Below are 13,929 nucleotides of genomic sequence, written 5' to 3' on the forward strand. Positions count from 1 at the left end.
CGCCGGCGTGAATCGCAGTCTCTCTGCGTTCTCTGCGCCTCTGCGCGAACCACTTTTCCTTCTTCTCCGCGTCTCCGCGCCTCCGCGTGAAACCGAATCTTCTTACAACGCTCCGTTCTCGAAAGACTCGAAGCCGCCCGAACCAAAGGGATAAGGCATGCGAAGGCGGCTGGCCCACCTTGCCGCCACCCCCAACCCCTTCTACGGTCGCGCCCCTTCCGGGAGGATTTGAATGACCGAAGCCGCGCCCAAGGGGCTGGCGCTGATCCGCATGGGGCTGAACAACCCCAAGACCGGGGCGATGTTCGCCTTCGGCCTTGCCGCCGGGCTGCCCTTCACCCTGCTGCTCGGCACGCTGAACGCCTGGCTGGGCGAGGCGAAGATCAACCTTGCGACCATCGGCCTGTTGTCGTGGATCGGTCTGCTTTACGCGTTCAAGTTCCTGTGGTCGCCGCTGGTCGACCGGTTGCGCCTGCCGCTGCTGGAGCGCTTCGGGCGGCGGCGGTCGTGGCTGCTGCTGTGCCAGGGGGTGCTGGCCGCGACCTTCCTGTTGCTCGCGATCAGCGACCCGGCGCGCGCGATCGGCTGGTTCGCGCTCATCGCCGTCATCGGTGCCTTCGCCGCGGCGACGCAGGACGTGGTAATCGACGCATGGCGCATCGACGTCGCCGACGAACGCGCGACCCTGGGCATCCTGTCGTCCATCTATCAGCTCGGCTACCGGCTCGCGACGCTGATCGGTGGCGCGCTCGCGCTGGTGCTGGCGGCGCGGATCGGTTGGCAGACGGTCTATGCCGCGATGGGCGTCCTGATGCTCGTGCTGCTGCTCGTCACCTTGCTCGCCCCCGATACGCCGCGGCCGGCGGTGCAACAGGAGGCCGTAGCCGTCACCGGCCCCAGCGCGCGCGACAAGCGTACCGGCCTGATCATCGTCGGCCTGTGCTGGGGCTGGGCGATCGTCACCATCGGTGCGTTCATGGCGCGGGTGCTCGCGACGCCCGCCGGCCAGACTCCGCCCAGCGTCGGCGACTTCACCCGGCTGACCGGCTTCTGGATCGTCATCGCGACCGTCATGATACCCGCGCTGGTCGCCGCGTGGCTCAACCGCCGCGCGCTCAACGCCCAATATTTCGGCTGGGAGCAAGAGGGCGCGGCGCCTGCCAGCGGCTTCGTCGAACATGGCTATCGCGCGCTGATCCTGCCAATGGCCGAGCTGGTCGGGCGGCTGGGCTTCGGCGTGGTGATCGTGCTCGGCCTGATCCTCAGCTACCGGCTGTGCGATTCGATCTGGGGGCCGTTCGCCTATCCCTTCTATCTGGAGGAGCTGAAATACACGAACGACGAGGTCGCCTTCGCCTCCAAGATCTTCGGCGTGGGCATGACCATCCTCGGCGTGTCGCTGGGCGGTATCTCGTTCGCGATGCTCGGGCGGATGCCGACGCTGTTGATCGGCGCGATCGTCGCGGCGGCCAGCAACCTGCTCTATGCCGATCTGGCCGCAGGTGCGCCGGTGATCGATGCGGTGGCGGGGACGCTCGGCCTGCATGGGCTGGGCGCCGATGCGCGGATGGTTCGGCTGATGGTGGCGATTTCGGGCGAGAATATCGCGGGCGGTTTGGCCGGGGCGGCATTCGTCGCCTATCTCTCCTCGATCGCCAGCAAGGAACATAGCGCGGTCCAATATGCGCTGCTGTCGTCGCTGACGCTGCTGGTCGGCTCGCTCGGCCGCGCGGGGCTGGGCGAAGCGGTCGAGCAGATGGGCTATGCCCCGGTGTTCCGCTTCACCGCCGCACTGGGTCTGGTCGCGGTGGTGTTCGTGCTGCTCGAATGGGTGCGGTGGAAGCGGGAGCTTCGTAAGGGTTGATTCACGCGGAGGCGCGGAGGCGCAGAGAAGTTGTACCTACCGCGACAGCGGCTCTCGATCTTGGAGCGCAGGTAAGAGCAGGCTTCGCCGACTCGATAACACCCGCCAGCTTCGAAACCTCTCTGCGCCTTCGCGCCTCCGCGCGAAAACTAATCTTCTTCGTGCCTCCGCGCCTTCGCGTGAACAAAAACTAAACCGGCACCTCGTCATTCGCCGCCAGCACCGTACCCGCCAGATACAGCGACCCAGCGATCAGCACTGCCTCCGGCTCCGATCGCGCCAGCAGGTCCAGTGCCGCCGCCGGATCGGTCGCGACATCGGCGGTCAGCCCCAGTCCCCGCGCAACCTTTGCCAGATCGGCCGGCGCGTGATGCGCATGGCCCGGCACCGGCACCGCGACGACATGGTCGACCACCTCGGCCAGATGCCGCAGCACCGCACCGGCATCCTTGTTGGTGAGCATCCCCAGCACCAGCGCCGAGCGTTCGCCCCGCGCGATCCCCGGCCAGACCCGCGCGACCTCGATCGCCGCAGACTCGTTATGTGCGCCGTCCAGCCACACGCCATGGCGCGGATCGACCCGCCCGGTCAGCGGCCCGCCCGGCCGCAGCCGCTGCATCCGCGCCGGCCAGTGCGCCGCGCGCCCACCGGCAACGATCGCCGCATCGGGCACGTGCACCGCCGACTGATGCCGCAGCATCGCCGTTGCCAGCGCCAGATTGTCACGCTGGTGCCGCCCTGCCAGCGCCGGTTCGGGCAGATCGAGGCCACCGGCCGCATCGCGATACCGCCCGCCCTCGACGTCCCATCCATCGCCCCGCGCGACCAGCACGCCCCCGGCCACCGCAACCGTCTCAGCCACCCGCGCCGCGATCTCGGGTGGATAGGCAAGCGTCACGATCGGCACGCCCGGCTTGGCGATCCCGGCTTTCTCGCCGGCGATCCCGACCAGCGACGACCCGAGGAACGCCTCATGATCGATCCCCAATGCGGCGATTCCGCAGGCGGCCGGGGCAGGGAGGACGTTGGTCGCGTCCAGCCGTCCGCCTAAGCCCACCTCGATCACGCACGCGTCGGCCGGCGTCCGCGCGAACGCAACGAACGCGGCGGCGGTGGTGATCTCGAAAAAGCTGGCTCCGATCCCCTCGGCCACGTCCAGCACTTCGCGCAAGAGGTCGGCCAATGCCGTATCGTCGATCAGCGTGCCTGCCAGCCGGATGCGTTCGTTGAACCGCACCAGATGCGGGCTGGCATAGACATGGACCCTGAGCCCCGCCGCCTCCAGCGCCGCGCGCAGATAGGCGCAGGTCGATCCCTTGCCATTGGTGCCGGCGACATGGAACACCGGCGGCAGCCGCATATGCGGGTCGCCCAGCCGGCCCAGCAGCCGAGTGATCCGGTCGAGGCCGAGAATGTCGGCCCCCGGCGACAGGGTGACCAGCCGGTCGAACTGCGCTTGTACGGCGGGGTCGGCAGATATCGCGAAATCGGGCATCTCAAAATCCTCCCCGCTACGCGGGGAGGGGGACCATGCGAAGCATGGTGGAGGGGGCTGGCCATCTCCACAACGGTTGCGTTTCGCCGCGATCCCCCTCCACCACCGCTATGCGGCGGTCCCCCTCCCCGCGGAGCGGGGAGGAACTGGCTGTCAGGCCGCTTCCTTGCGCCCCAGAAACTCGATCAGCTGCGCCAGCTCGCCCGGCAGATCGCGGCGATGCGTCACGCGGTCGATCAGGCCATGGTCGCGATAATATTCCGACGTCTGGAAATCGTCGGGCAGCTTCTCGCGGATCGTGCTCTCGATCACGCGTCGTCCGGTGAACGCCAGCGTCGCCTTCGGCTCGGCGATCTGCACGTCGCCCAGCATCGCATAGGCTGCCATGACCCCGCCCGAGGTCGGATCGGTCAGTACGACCAGATAGGGCAGGCCGGCATCGTGCAGCATCTCGATCGCAACGGTCGTACGCGGCATCTGCATCAGGCTGAGGATACCCTCCTGCATCCGCGCCCCGCCGCTGGCGGTGAAGACGATATAGGGCACGCCGCGCGCGATCGCCGCCTCCACGCCCGCAATGAACGCCTCGCCGACATACTGACCCATCGACCCGCCCATGAACGCGAAATTCTGCACGCCGATCACGCAGCCCTTGCCCTGGATCGTGCCATAGGCGTTGCGATACGCGTCCTGCTCGCCGGTATCGGTCCGCGCGGTCTTCAGCCGGTCGACATAGCGCTTGCTGTCGCGGAACTTCAGCGGGTCCTCGGCGACCTTCGGGTTCGGCAGGATCTCGACGCTGCCGGCATCGAACAGCTGTTCGAACCGCTCCTTCGGCCCTATGCGGCCGTGATGGTCGCATTTCGGGCAGACGTGCAGATTTTCTTCCCATTCCTTGGTGAAGATCATCTGCCCGCATCCCTTGCACTTGTGCCAGAGATGGTCGGGCGTTTCCTTGCGCGCGACGAAGGGGAGGGCGTTACGGACGCGGTTGAGCCAGCTCATGCGGGTTCCCTGCTCGCGGCGGCAACGGCCGAGGCGAGGCTTTCGATATAGGTGCGGACGGGTTCGGCGGCTTGCGTGCCATGCTCGGCGACGATCTCGACGATTGCCGATCCCACGACGACGCCGTCGGCCACGCGGGCGATATTGGCGGCCTGTTCGGGCGTACGCACGCCGAACCCGACCGCGATCGGCAGGTCGGTCGCGGCCTTCAACCGGGCGACCGCCTCGTCGATCGACGTCTGCACCGCCTGCTGCTTGCCGGTGATCCCGGCGACCGAGACATAATAGAGGAAGCCGCCGGCCCCCTCCAGCACTGCCGGCAGGCGCGCGGCATCGGTGGTCGGGGTCGCCAGCCGGATCGGCGCGATGCCATGCGCGCGCAGCGTCGTGCCGAGGCTGTCATCCTCCTCGGGCGGAATATCGACGCAGATCACCCCGTCGACCCCGGCCGCGACGCACCCTTGCGCAAACCACTCGGCGCCGCGCCGCACCATCGGATTGGCATAGCCCATCAGCACCAAAGGTACGTCGGGATGGCGCTCGCGGAAACCCGTGGCGATCCGCAGCACATCGGCGGTGCGCGTGCCGGCGTTCAGGCTGCGGATATTGGCCGACTGGATCGCCGGGCCATCGGCCATCGGATCGGTGAACGGCATGCCGAGTTCGATCACGTCCGCGCCACCGGCTACGAGCGCGTCGAGAATGGCGGGCGTCGCGTCGGGCGTCGGGTCACCGGCGGTGACGAAACAGACGAGCGCCGGACGGCCTTTTGCAAAGGCAGCGACAAGACGAGAGGAGGTCATTGGGAATATTCGAGGTTTTGTTTCGGCCACTTCTCATCAAACCATTTGAACCATGGACGGGCTAGCAATGCGGTGATGCCGCCGGTTGCTGGCGCGAGATATCGCGGAAGCCCGATCAAGGGTAGGCCCCAGTCCGCTATGAAAAATAGCAGCGTGAACAGCGCGAACGATGCCGCAAAAAGCGCGATCTTGATGGAACGTCGTTTGAGGCTGCCTGGCGATGATTTCATTAAATCGCCACCCCCAGCGCCGACGCCACGGTGAAGATATCCTTGTCCCCCCGCCCGCACAGGTTCGCCAGGATGATTTGGTCGCCGCGCATGGACTTCGCCCGCCGCGCCACCGCCGCAATCGCATGCGCCGGTTCCAGCGCGGGGATGATCCCCTCGGTCCGGCACAGCAGCTGGAACGCATCCAGCGCCTCCTTGTCGGTCGCGCTGTCATATTCGACCCGCCCGATATCGCGCAGCCAGGCATGTTCCGGCCCGATGCCCGGATAATCGAGGCCGGCCGAGATCGAATGCCCCTCGGCGATCTGCCCGTCCTCGTCCTGCAGCAGATAGGTCTTGTTGCCGTGCAGGATGCCCGGGAACCCACCGGCCAGCGATGCGGCATGGTCCTTGTCCAGCCCATGCCCCGCCGCCTCGACGCCCAGCATCGCCACATCGGCATCGTCGAGGAACGGGTGGAACAGCCCGATCGCGTTCGACCCGCCGCCGATCGCCGCGACCAGCAGGTCGGGCAGGCGTCCGGTCCGCTCCAGCATCTGCGCCCGCGCTTCGCGGCCGATGATGCTCTGGAAATCGCGCACCAGCTCCGGATAGGGATGCGGACCGGCGGCGGTGCCGATGATGTAGAAGGTGTCGTGGACGTTCGCGACCCAGTCGCGCAAGCCTTCGTTCATCGCATCCGACAGCGTCGCCGCACCCGACGTTACCGGACGGACTTCCGCCCCCAGCAGCTTCATGCGGAACACATTGGGCTGCTGTCGCTCGACGTCCTTGGCACCCATATAGATGACGCAGGGCAGGCCGAAGCGCGCGCAGACGGCGGCGGTCGCCACGCCATGCTGGCCCGCACCCGTCTCGGCGATGATCCGCGTCTTGCCCATCCGGATCGCGAGCAGGATCTGCCCGATGCAGTTGTTGATCTTGTGCGCGCCGGTATGGTTCAGCTCGTCGCGCTTGAACCACACCTGCGCGCCCATGCCCGGCTCCGCGCCGCTACGCAGCGTCTCCGACAGCCGCTCGGCATGATAGAGCGGGCTGGGACGACCGACATAATGGGTCATCAGATCGTCGAACTGCGCCGCGAATGCCGGGTCGGCCTTCGCCGCCTTGTACTCGCGGTCGAGGTCGAGGATCAGCGGCATCAGCGTTTCCGCGACATAGCGGCCGCCGAAATCGCCGAAATGCCCACGCTCGTCAGGCTGGGCGCGATAGCTGTTGGGGGCGTTCATGGCGACGCTCGTTACGCCGCACGCGCGCCCATGTCTATCGATCAGGCACCGCGCACCGCTGTACAAAAGGCCAGGATGCGCGCGGCATCCTTCACGCCCGGCGCGCTCTCGACCCCCGACGACACATCGACCAGCGGCGCGCGCGTGACCCGGATCGCTTCCGCGACATTCCCCGCATCCAGCCCGCCCGACAGCGCCCAGGGGAGCGGATGGCGAAACCCGTCGAGCAGCCCCCAGTCGAACCGCAGCCCCATGCCCCCCGGCAACGCCGCGCCCGGCGGGGTCTTGGCATCGTAGAGCACCCGGTCCGCCGCACCGCTCAGCGCCCGCGCGCCGTCCAGATCGGCCCGTGTCTTGACCGCCACCGCGCCCCATGTCTCGCGCCCGGTCCGCGCGCGGATCGCTGCGATCCGCTCCGGCGCGGTCTTGTGCAGCTGGATCACGTTCAGCCGCGCCGCCGCCATCGCCGCATCGATCAGCGCGTCGTCGGGATCGACGAACACCCCGACCTTGGCGCGCCCGTTCGGCACCGCCTGCGCCAAGCCATTCGCCACATCGAAGCCGACATTGCGGGGGGAGGGCGGGAAGAACACGAACCCGACATGACTCGCTCCCGCCGCCAGCGCGGCGGACAGGGTGTCGGGGGTCGAGAGGCCGCAGATCTTGATGAGCGTCATGGGGCGGGGCTTAGAGGGTTGCGCCAGCAAAGAGAACCATTCGTCATTCCCGCGAAGGCGGGAATCCATACACGCCAACGTCTCGGCTCCATGCGCAGCGTCAGCGTCTATGGACTCCCGCCTGCGCGGGAGTGACGGTCCGAGGTTGTGGAGTGCAACCCCCAACCCAAACCGTCACCCCGGCCTTGATCCGGGGTCCCGCTTCTTCCTTCTTGCTGCCCTCGGAAGAAGAAAAAGCGGGACCCCGGATCAAGGCCGGGGTGACGAAGGATGTGCCACCCTCAACTCCGCCGGATCAACGCCCGCGCCAGCCGCCGGTCCTCCAGCGAATAATACAGCCAGATCGCTCCCCCGACGACCACCACCGATGCCGCGAACGCGATATCCGTCGCACTCCGGTCGTCGACCGGCGGCGGGGTCACCAGCGGCTGGATGCCGCGCGCCACGACGCGGGTGTAATCGGCATCGAACGCCACCCACCCGATCCGCCAGCGCGCATCGCGGGTCGCCCCGTTATAGAACATCACCGGCGTCGACGGATCGTCGGTCAGCAGCGGCCCGGTCGACAAATGCCAGTCGTCCCAGCTGTCGGTGCGCGGGGTGAAGGGCGTCGGCTGCTCGTCCCACGGCCCCGCCACATCCGGCCCGACGGCCAGCCCGACGCGCGACGCCTCGTCGGCGGCATATTCGTAGAATAGCCGCCATCCGCCATCGGCGGTCCGATCGACCGTCGCCTCCTTCGTATTCCCCTCCGACTTGGACGACGCCAGCGCCACCCCGCTCTTGGTCAGCGCATCCAGCGACGGCCCGGCGGCATAGGACAATTCGCCATGGGAATGATCCGACAGCACGCCCGAATAATAGACGACATAGCCGCGATCGGTCCGCACCACCGTCGGGTCCTCGACCCCGCCCGCATCATGGTCGCCCGGACCCGGCACGATCGACGGTCGGTCGAGCATTTGGAAATGCCGCCCGTCCTCGCTCCATCCGGACCAGATGACGCCGGTATCGGTCAGTTCCTGCCCCTGCGGCACCACCGCGCGCACCATCATCGCATAGCGCCCGTCCGGCTCGCGCCAGACATAGGGGCTCATCAGGTCGCGGGCCATCAGTTCGGGCGGCCCTGCGATCGTGACGTCCTCGATGGCCTTCACGTTGAAATCCAGCGCGATCGGGCTGTCGGCCACTGCATCCTTGCGATGCGGATCGGCGACTGGGGAATCGGACGCGATCATGCGCCCAGCGCCTGCATCAGCGACAGCCCGCCGTCGATCACGATCCGAGCGCCGGTGATGTAGCGTGCCTTGTCGGAGGCCAGGAACACCGCCAGATCGGCGACCTCGCTCGCCTCGCCCGCACGCCCCAGCGGAATGTTGCGCTCCAGCGTCGCGCGATAGGTCGCATCCGCGCTCGCCCGCGCATTCATCGGTGTCAGGATCATGCCGGGTTCGATCGCATTTACCCGGATGCGGCGCGGCGCCTCCTCGATCGCCAGCGTCTCGACCAGGTTCGACAGCCCGCCCTTGGCCGCGCAGTAATCCGCGCCGCCCGCGCGCACCGCATAGGCATGGATCGACGAGATATGCAGGATCGCCGCATCACCCGGCTCGGTCCCGCGCCCGATCAGGAACCGCCGCGACGTCAGGAACGCGCCGGTCAGGTCGGTATCGATCAGCCGCCGCCACTGGTCCAGCGTCATGTCGCGCACCGTCACGCCCGACATGTTCAGCCCGGCCGAATTGACCAGCACGCTCGCCGGACCCCAGGCCCGCTCGACCGCGCCGAACGCCGCGTCGACCGACGCCTCGTCCGCAACATCGGCCTGCACCGTCATCGCCTCGCCCCCGGCGCGGCGCACCGCATCGGCACTGGCATCGGCCGCCTTGCTGTCCGCATGATAGCCGATCGCGACCCGGTCGCCCAACGCCCCGAACGCCGCCGCGCACGCCGCACCGATGCCCGATTCCCCGCCGGTCACGAAGATTGTCCGCCTGTCCATCATCCCTCCGCACATGCTCATGGCGGCAACGTCGGGCCGCCGCGTTGGTTCAGGGGCGGAACGGCTTTCCTACATGACGACGGTCGGGCAGGGTGGCCGAGGATCGTCGCGTTTGTGTCGGCGGCCGGGTCTTTCTCAGGGTTGGAATGGGGACGGTGCAGAACGCGCGCGAAACCGTGGCGAGTGTGAACTTAGTGAAGTTTGAAACTAGGGTATGGAGCGTTGTCTAGCAAAAACAACAGCCTGGCCCGTCACCCCGGGCTTGACCCGGGGTCCCGCTTCTTCTTCTTTGGAAGGAAGCAGAGGGCCCGTCGCGGGCAAAGCCCGCGTCGTCGGACGGCGCTTTTCGCGCCGCCGGCCGGACGCGCCTCGTGCGGCTCGGTCGAGCGTCGCTCGACCTCACCCGGCGCGTCCTATAGCGTCCCCTCGATCGCCCGTGCGGCCTGATCCGGGTCCTCCGCCTGCGTGATCGGCCGCCCGATCACCAGCACCGACGCCCCGGCGTCCAGCGCGGCGCGCGGCGTCACCACCCGCTTCTGGTCGCCGACCGGTCCGTCCGCCGGCCGCACGGCCGGCACTACGAAAAAGCCCTGCGGCCACGCCTTCTTCGCCGCCGCAACCTCGGCCCCCGAACACACCACGCCGTCGATCCCGGCGCTCTTCGCCAATTCGGTCAGCCGCACCACCTGTTCATGCGGGTCGGGCGACAGGCCGATCGACGACAGGTCGTGCGCGTCGAGGCTGGTCAGCATCGTCACCGCGACGACCTTGGTCCCGACCGGCGCGGCGGCCTTCGCATCCTCAAGCATCGCCCGCCCGCCCGAGGCATGGACGGTCAGGATCGCCGGATCGAGCGGCCCCAGCGCCTGGATCGCCTTGGCGACGGTATTGGGAATGTCGTGGAATTTCAGGTCGAGGAAGATGGGCAGCCCCAGTTCGGCCATCGTCCGCACGCCCGCACGGCCATTGGCCATGAAGAATTCGAGGCCCAGCTTCAGCCCGCCGACATGGCCGCGCACCTTGTTCGCCAGCGCCTTGGCGCGGTCGAGATCGGGGGTGTCGAGGGCGACATAGATCGGCGAACGGCTCACGATACGGCTCCCGGCGTGACCTGCGAAGGGATGGGGGCGGGGTCGGCGGGCACCGACACCGCCTCGACGCGGTGCAGGTCGGCCAGCGTCCGGTCGGTCGCCGCGATCCGCTGCCGCAGCCGCCAGCGCGTCAGGTGCAGCGCGACGAAGGTCGGCAGGAACCCCGCCAGGAACGTGACCAGCAGCAGCAGCGGCAGGTTCACATCGGCATAGAGCGTGCCCCACAGCTTCAGCGGCACCATCGTCATATTGTTCAGCGCGAAGGCGACCATCACCCCGACCAGCAAGGCCCAGAAGAGGGTTTTCAGGAACTGCATGCGGGGGGCGCCTTCGTCATTATGCTCGCTTGAGGTCCATCCTTACGCCGGTCATGCGCGAAATTCCAATAGGCGCAGGACCGCTCCACGATCTCCAACCGTCACCCCGGACTTGATCCGGGGTCCCGCTTCTGTTCAACCGCTGCCCGACGCGGCGCGCAGGGGCAGGGAAAGGCCGCTACCCGATCTCCGCCCGCAACTCGTCGAACAGCGGCTGGATCGTCGTCAGCCGTGGCTGCTCCTCGTCGAGGATCGCCAGGAACGCCGCGCGCTTGTGCCGGGTGATCCACCCCGGCGGCAGGCGGACCTCGCTCGGCAGGGTCGACAGCGCGATATCGATCATCCGCTCCGCCCCGTGCAGCCGCCCCCACAGATAGTCGTTCTCGCGATAGGGCCGGCTGAAGAACGCCCCGAAATTGTTGAAGCGTATGCCCTTCAACGTCGCCTCCGCGCCGCCCGCCCGGATCGACGGCGCATCGTCGGGCGCGATCCGGTCGACCCGCACCGGATCGAACTCGTCCAGCCCTTCGCCGCCCAGGAGCGGCAGCGTCGCGATGTCGAAGAACGGGAAGCCCAGATAGGCGAGCAGCACCGGCCGGCGAATGTCGCGCGGCGCGGCGGAGAGGGCCGCCGACAGCAGTTCCTCCGCCTGCGCGTCGAGCGTGGCAAGGTCCATCGCCGTCGCCATCGCCGCCAGCAGATCGGCCGGATCGACCCGCTTGTCGGCAGCCAGCGGCCGGACGGCGTCGAAATGATCGGCATGTTCGCAGGCGAGGTAGGGCGTCAAACTGGCGAAGATCGCCTCGCGCACCGGCGCCAGCGCCGCCGCATCCTGGTCCGGCTCCATCGCGGAAACCGTCCGCACCAGCAGCCGCAGCCGTCGGATGCGAAAGGCGAGATCATGGGCGCGCAGGAAGTCGATCGTCGCCGCCGACGCGCCATCGCCATCGAACCGGTCCGCCTCCCGCTCCACGACGATGCGGTGAAACGCCTCGCGCAACCGCCGCCGCCGGTCGGGGGAGGGGTCGTCCGCCAGCGTCACGACCCGGTCGGCCAGCCGGTCGAGCACCTGGTCGACCTTCAGCAGCCCATAGGCGGCATGGCCATAGCCGGCGCGCTTCGCCGCCTGCACCTGCGCCCGCTGCCGCCACCCGGCGAGGCGCGAGGGGGTGGGCCAGTCGAGGAACAAGGTATAGCCGAACAGCTGCTCGACCTCCGCCTCCACCCCGGCGCGCAGCTTCTCGACGATCGCCAGCATCCGCTCGATCCGCTCCGACCGGCGCTGGATCGCGTCCAGATTGTCGCGGATCGGCTGCTTGCGCGGCAGTTCGGACAGCGCGCCGAGGATCGTCTGGAAGAAGGTCGGCGGCCCCTTGGATTCGGTGCCGAAGCCGAATTTGTGGTTGGGCGCGGGGTCGAGATAGACGAAGCGCCGGTCGACCTGCCGCCGCGCCGGGCGTTCGCGAAGGGCGTCGATCGCCGGGCGGAACGGGGCGTTGGCGAGCACCGATCCGTCGATCAGCGCCGCCTGTTCGACCATGTTCACCGCCGATTGCCGTGGCAGCACCCGGCGCAGGAACGCCTCGCGCCCCGGCCACGCGGTCCCCCGATCCGCCAGCGCGGCATCCAGTTCGCCCACCCGGAACGGCGGAAACGCGCCCGGGAAGCTCGACGTCGCCCGCGCCGCGAACACCAGTTCGGCCGGATCGGCCAGCGGCCCGTCGCCATGGTCGGAAAAGCCGATGACGATGCGATGCTCGGTCTCCACCACCTCCTTGGGCGAATTGAGCCGCAGCAATTCGGGGTGGCCGGCAAAGTCGGTGACGGTAACGAACAGGTCGAGCGGCTGGCCCGGCGGCAGCAGGCGCGGGCCGACCGGCCCCGCCGCCATCGCCTCGAACGCGTTCAGCAGCATGTCGACCATCGCCCGCCCGCCAAAGGGCGGTTCGAACCACCGGGCGCGGACGAACCGGTCGAGCTTGGCGCGCAGTTCGTCGCGCGCGGCGATGTCTACGCTCGACACGTCCTCGCCCTCGCGGCCCAGCGCCATCCACGCAATCGGCCGGGCCCAGGGGCGCGACAGCGCGCTGGCCGGCGCCTGTGCCGGATCGATCAGCGCTTCGATATCGGCGCCCTCCAGCCACAATTCGGTCAGCGGGTCGAGCGACTGGCCCGTCGCGACCGCATGGGCCAGGAACACCCCGTTGATCCCGCCCGCGCTGGCGCCGGCGACGATATCGACCAGCACCCGCAACCGGATGCCGCTGAGTGTCGCCAATTCGTGCAGCATCGTCTGATAGACGCCGGCGCTGCCGCTGAGCGGCTCGCTCTCGTCCTGCATCGCCCGGCTGGCGCGGGCGATATGCCACACTTCCTTGACCAGCCCGTGCATATACACCGCCAGGCTGATCCCCCCGTAACAGACCAGCGCCAGCCGCAGCTCGCGGTCACGCAGCGGGGGCGGGGCGTCGTTCATGCCGGCTCGATCGTCGCCCAGATCGGCAGATGATCCGACGCCTTGCGCGCCGCCGCACTGTGATGGGTGCCGGACTCCACGACGCGTAACTCGCTCGACACCATGATCCGGTCGAGCCGCCCGACCGGGTGCTTCGCATGGAAGCTCGGACCGGTTTCGGCGAAGCGATGATTGCGCCCGAAATCGCGCAGGCATCCCGATTGCGGCGTCCATTCGTTCAGGTCGCCCATCAACACGCTCGGCAGCGCCGGTTCGCAGCCATCGACCTCGTGCAGGATCGCCGACGCCTGTTTGCGCCGCCACAACCCCGACAGGTCGAGATGCATGCCCACCACCCGCAATGTCATGCCGTTCAGCGTCACATCCGCCCGCACCGCACCGCGCGGCTCCAGCGCCGGTATCTCGATCCGGCGGGGCGCGCTGACCGTCGCGTCCTTGCGCACCAGCAGCGCGTTGCCGTGCCATCCCATCGACTGCGCCCGGATCGCGATCGGCACCGCCTTCCACGGGCTGTGCTCGTCCAGCATGTGCAGCGGGATCACCCCGGCGCGCTCGCCCAGTCGGCGGTCGCATTCCTGCAGCGCGATGATGTCGGCATCGACCTCGCGCAGCACTTCCAGCGTGCGTTCGGGCATGCGGCGGCGATCGGTCCCGATCGCCTTGCGCATGTTATAGCTGGCTACCTTTATCATCGTTCATCGCTCAACGTCGCGATGCCCGGTTTCGTTTCGCTGGCGTGA

Annotated in this window: 13 protein-coding genes; 1 reads left to right on the forward strand and 12 read right to left on the reverse strand. The window is 68.3% G+C overall.

From position 1 onward, the window contains the following. Positions 1–232: 232 nt before the first annotated feature. Positions 233–1,864: an AmpG family muropeptide MFS transporter gene (locus tag AVT10_RS00120; RefSeq protein ID WP_066686687.1), complete on the forward strand. Its 1,632-nt coding sequence runs from the start codon at positions 233–235 to the stop codon at positions 1,862–1,864. A 190-nt stretch (positions 1,865–2,054) separates the two neighbouring features. Here the strand turns inward: AVT10_RS00120 and AVT10_RS00125 are convergent, their stop codons facing one another. The 12 genes from AVT10_RS00125 to AVT10_RS00180 form a co-directional block, all read right to left on the reverse strand. Beyond that, positions 2,055–3,359, reverse strand: a complete 1,305-nt coding sequence (locus AVT10_RS00125) for a bifunctional folylpolyglutamate synthase/dihydrofolate synthase (protein WP_066686688.1) — start codon at positions 3,357–3,359, stop codon at positions 2,055–2,057. A gap of 153 nt (positions 3,360–3,512) precedes the next feature. After that, positions 3,513–4,364, reverse strand: coding sequence for an acetyl-CoA carboxylase, carboxyltransferase subunit beta (gene accD / locus AVT10_RS00130; protein ID WP_066686690.1), 852 nt, complete (start codon positions 4,362–4,364; stop codon positions 3,513–3,515). Then, positions 4,361–5,167 (reverse strand): tryptophan synthase subunit alpha, encoded by an 807-nt coding sequence (gene trpA, locus AVT10_RS00135; RefSeq protein WP_066686692.1) that lies wholly within the window; start codon positions 5,165–5,167, stop codon positions 4,361–4,363. Before trpA ends, accD begins: the two co-directional genes overlap by 4 nt. Further along, positions 5,164–5,397 carry a hypothetical protein gene (locus tag AVT10_RS00140; protein WP_066686710.1) on the reverse strand — a complete coding sequence of 78 codons (234 nt, stop codon included), beginning with the start codon at positions 5,395–5,397 and terminating at the stop codon, positions 5,164–5,166. The genes trpA and AVT10_RS00140 overlap by 4 nt, the downstream gene beginning before the upstream one ends. After that, positions 5,397–6,626, reverse strand: coding sequence for a tryptophan synthase subunit beta (trpB, locus tag AVT10_RS00145; RefSeq protein WP_066686713.1), 1,230 nt, complete (start codon positions 6,624–6,626; stop codon positions 5,397–5,399). Before trpB ends, AVT10_RS00140 begins: the two co-directional genes overlap by 1 nt. A 41-nt stretch (positions 6,627–6,667) precedes the next feature. Next, positions 6,668–7,303 carry a phosphoribosylanthranilate isomerase gene (locus AVT10_RS00150; RefSeq protein ID WP_066686721.1) on the reverse strand — a complete coding sequence of 212 codons (636 nt, stop codon included), beginning with the start codon at positions 7,301–7,303 and terminating at the stop codon, positions 6,668–6,670. A 281-nt stretch (positions 7,304–7,584) separates the two neighbouring features. Further along, the gene (locus AVT10_RS00155; RefSeq protein WP_157092652.1) at positions 7,585–8,541 is read right to left on the reverse strand and encodes a glycosidase; all 957 of its coding nucleotides are present in this window, start codon (positions 8,539–8,541) and stop codon (positions 7,585–7,587) included. Further along, positions 8,538–9,305, reverse strand: a complete 768-nt coding sequence (locus AVT10_RS00160) for an SDR family oxidoreductase (RefSeq protein WP_157092653.1) — start codon at positions 9,303–9,305, stop codon at positions 8,538–8,540. Before AVT10_RS00160 ends, AVT10_RS00155 begins: the two co-directional genes overlap by 4 nt. A gap of 413 nt (positions 9,306–9,718) precedes the next feature. Next, on the reverse strand, positions 9,719–10,396 hold the full coding sequence (gene pyrF / locus AVT10_RS00165; protein WP_066686725.1) for an orotidine-5'-phosphate decarboxylase: 678 nt from the start codon (positions 10,394–10,396) through the stop codon (positions 9,719–9,721). Then, positions 10,393–10,713 carry a lipopolysaccharide assembly protein LapA domain-containing protein gene (locus AVT10_RS00170; protein WP_066686727.1) on the reverse strand — a complete coding sequence of 107 codons (321 nt, stop codon included), beginning with the start codon at positions 10,711–10,713 and terminating at the stop codon, positions 10,393–10,395. Before AVT10_RS00170 ends, pyrF begins: the two co-directional genes overlap by 4 nt. A 178-nt stretch (positions 10,714–10,891) precedes the next feature. Beyond that, positions 10,892–13,189: a patatin-like protein gene (locus tag AVT10_RS00175; protein ID WP_066686729.1), complete on the reverse strand. Its 2,298-nt coding sequence runs from the start codon at positions 13,187–13,189 to the stop codon at positions 10,892–10,894. Continuing rightward, positions 13,186–13,881: an endonuclease/exonuclease/phosphatase family protein gene (locus AVT10_RS00180; RefSeq protein WP_066686731.1), complete on the reverse strand. Its 696-nt coding sequence runs from the start codon at positions 13,879–13,881 to the stop codon at positions 13,186–13,188. Before AVT10_RS00180 ends, AVT10_RS00175 begins: the two co-directional genes overlap by 4 nt. Positions 13,882–13,929 lie beyond the last annotated feature (48 nt).

It is taken from the genome of Sphingomonas hankookensis (genome assembly GCF_001619955.1).
In the GTDB taxonomy this organism is placed as follows: domain Bacteria; phylum Pseudomonadota; class Alphaproteobacteria; order Sphingomonadales; family Sphingomonadaceae; genus Sphingomonas; species Sphingomonas hankookensis_A.

What these genes read in the sequence shown, in the direction of transcription:
- AVT10_RS00120 (WP_066686687.1), top strand. Translation starts at nt 233, where the DNA reads ATGACCGAAGCCGCGCCCAAGGGGCTGGCGCTGATCCGCATGGGGCTG.
- AVT10_RS00125 (WP_066686688.1), bottom strand. Translation starts at nt 3,359, where the DNA reads ATGCCCGATTTCGCGATATCTGCCGACCCCGCCGTACAAGCGCAGTTC.
- accD (WP_066686690.1), bottom strand. Translation starts at nt 4,364, where the DNA reads ATGAGCTGGCTCAACCGCGTCCGTAACGCCCTCCCCTTCGTCGCGCGC.
- trpA (WP_066686692.1), bottom strand. Translation starts at nt 5,167, where the DNA reads ATGACCTCCTCTCGTCTTGTCGCTGCCTTTGCAAAAGGCCGTCCGGCG.
- AVT10_RS00140 (WP_066686710.1), bottom strand. Translation starts at nt 5,397, where the DNA reads ATGAAATCATCGCCAGGCAGCCTCAAACGACGTTCCATCAAGATCGCG.
- trpB (WP_066686713.1), bottom strand. Translation starts at nt 6,626, where the DNA reads ATGAACGCCCCCAACAGCTATCGCGCCCAGCCTGACGAGCGTGGGCAT.
- AVT10_RS00150 (WP_066686721.1), bottom strand. Translation starts at nt 7,303, where the DNA reads ATGACGCTCATCAAGATCTGCGGCCTCTCGACCCCCGACACCCTGTCC.
- AVT10_RS00155 (WP_157092652.1), bottom strand. Translation starts at nt 8,541, where the DNA reads ATGATCGCGTCCGATTCCCCAGTCGCCGATCCGCATCGCAAGGATGCA.
- AVT10_RS00160 (WP_157092653.1), bottom strand. Translation starts at nt 9,305, where the DNA reads ATGGACAGGCGGACAATCTTCGTGACCGGCGGGGAATCGGGCATCGGT.
- AVT10_RS00170 (WP_066686727.1), bottom strand. Translation starts at nt 10,713, where the DNA reads ATGCAGTTCCTGAAAACCCTCTTCTGGGCCTTGCTGGTCGGGGTGATG.
- AVT10_RS00175 (WP_066686729.1), bottom strand. Translation starts at nt 13,189, where the DNA reads ATGAACGACGCCCCGCCCCCGCTGCGTGACCGCGAGCTGCGGCTGGCG.
- AVT10_RS00180 (WP_066686731.1), bottom strand. Translation starts at nt 13,881, where the DNA reads ATGATAAAGGTAGCCAGCTATAACATGCGCAAGGCGATCGGGACCGAT.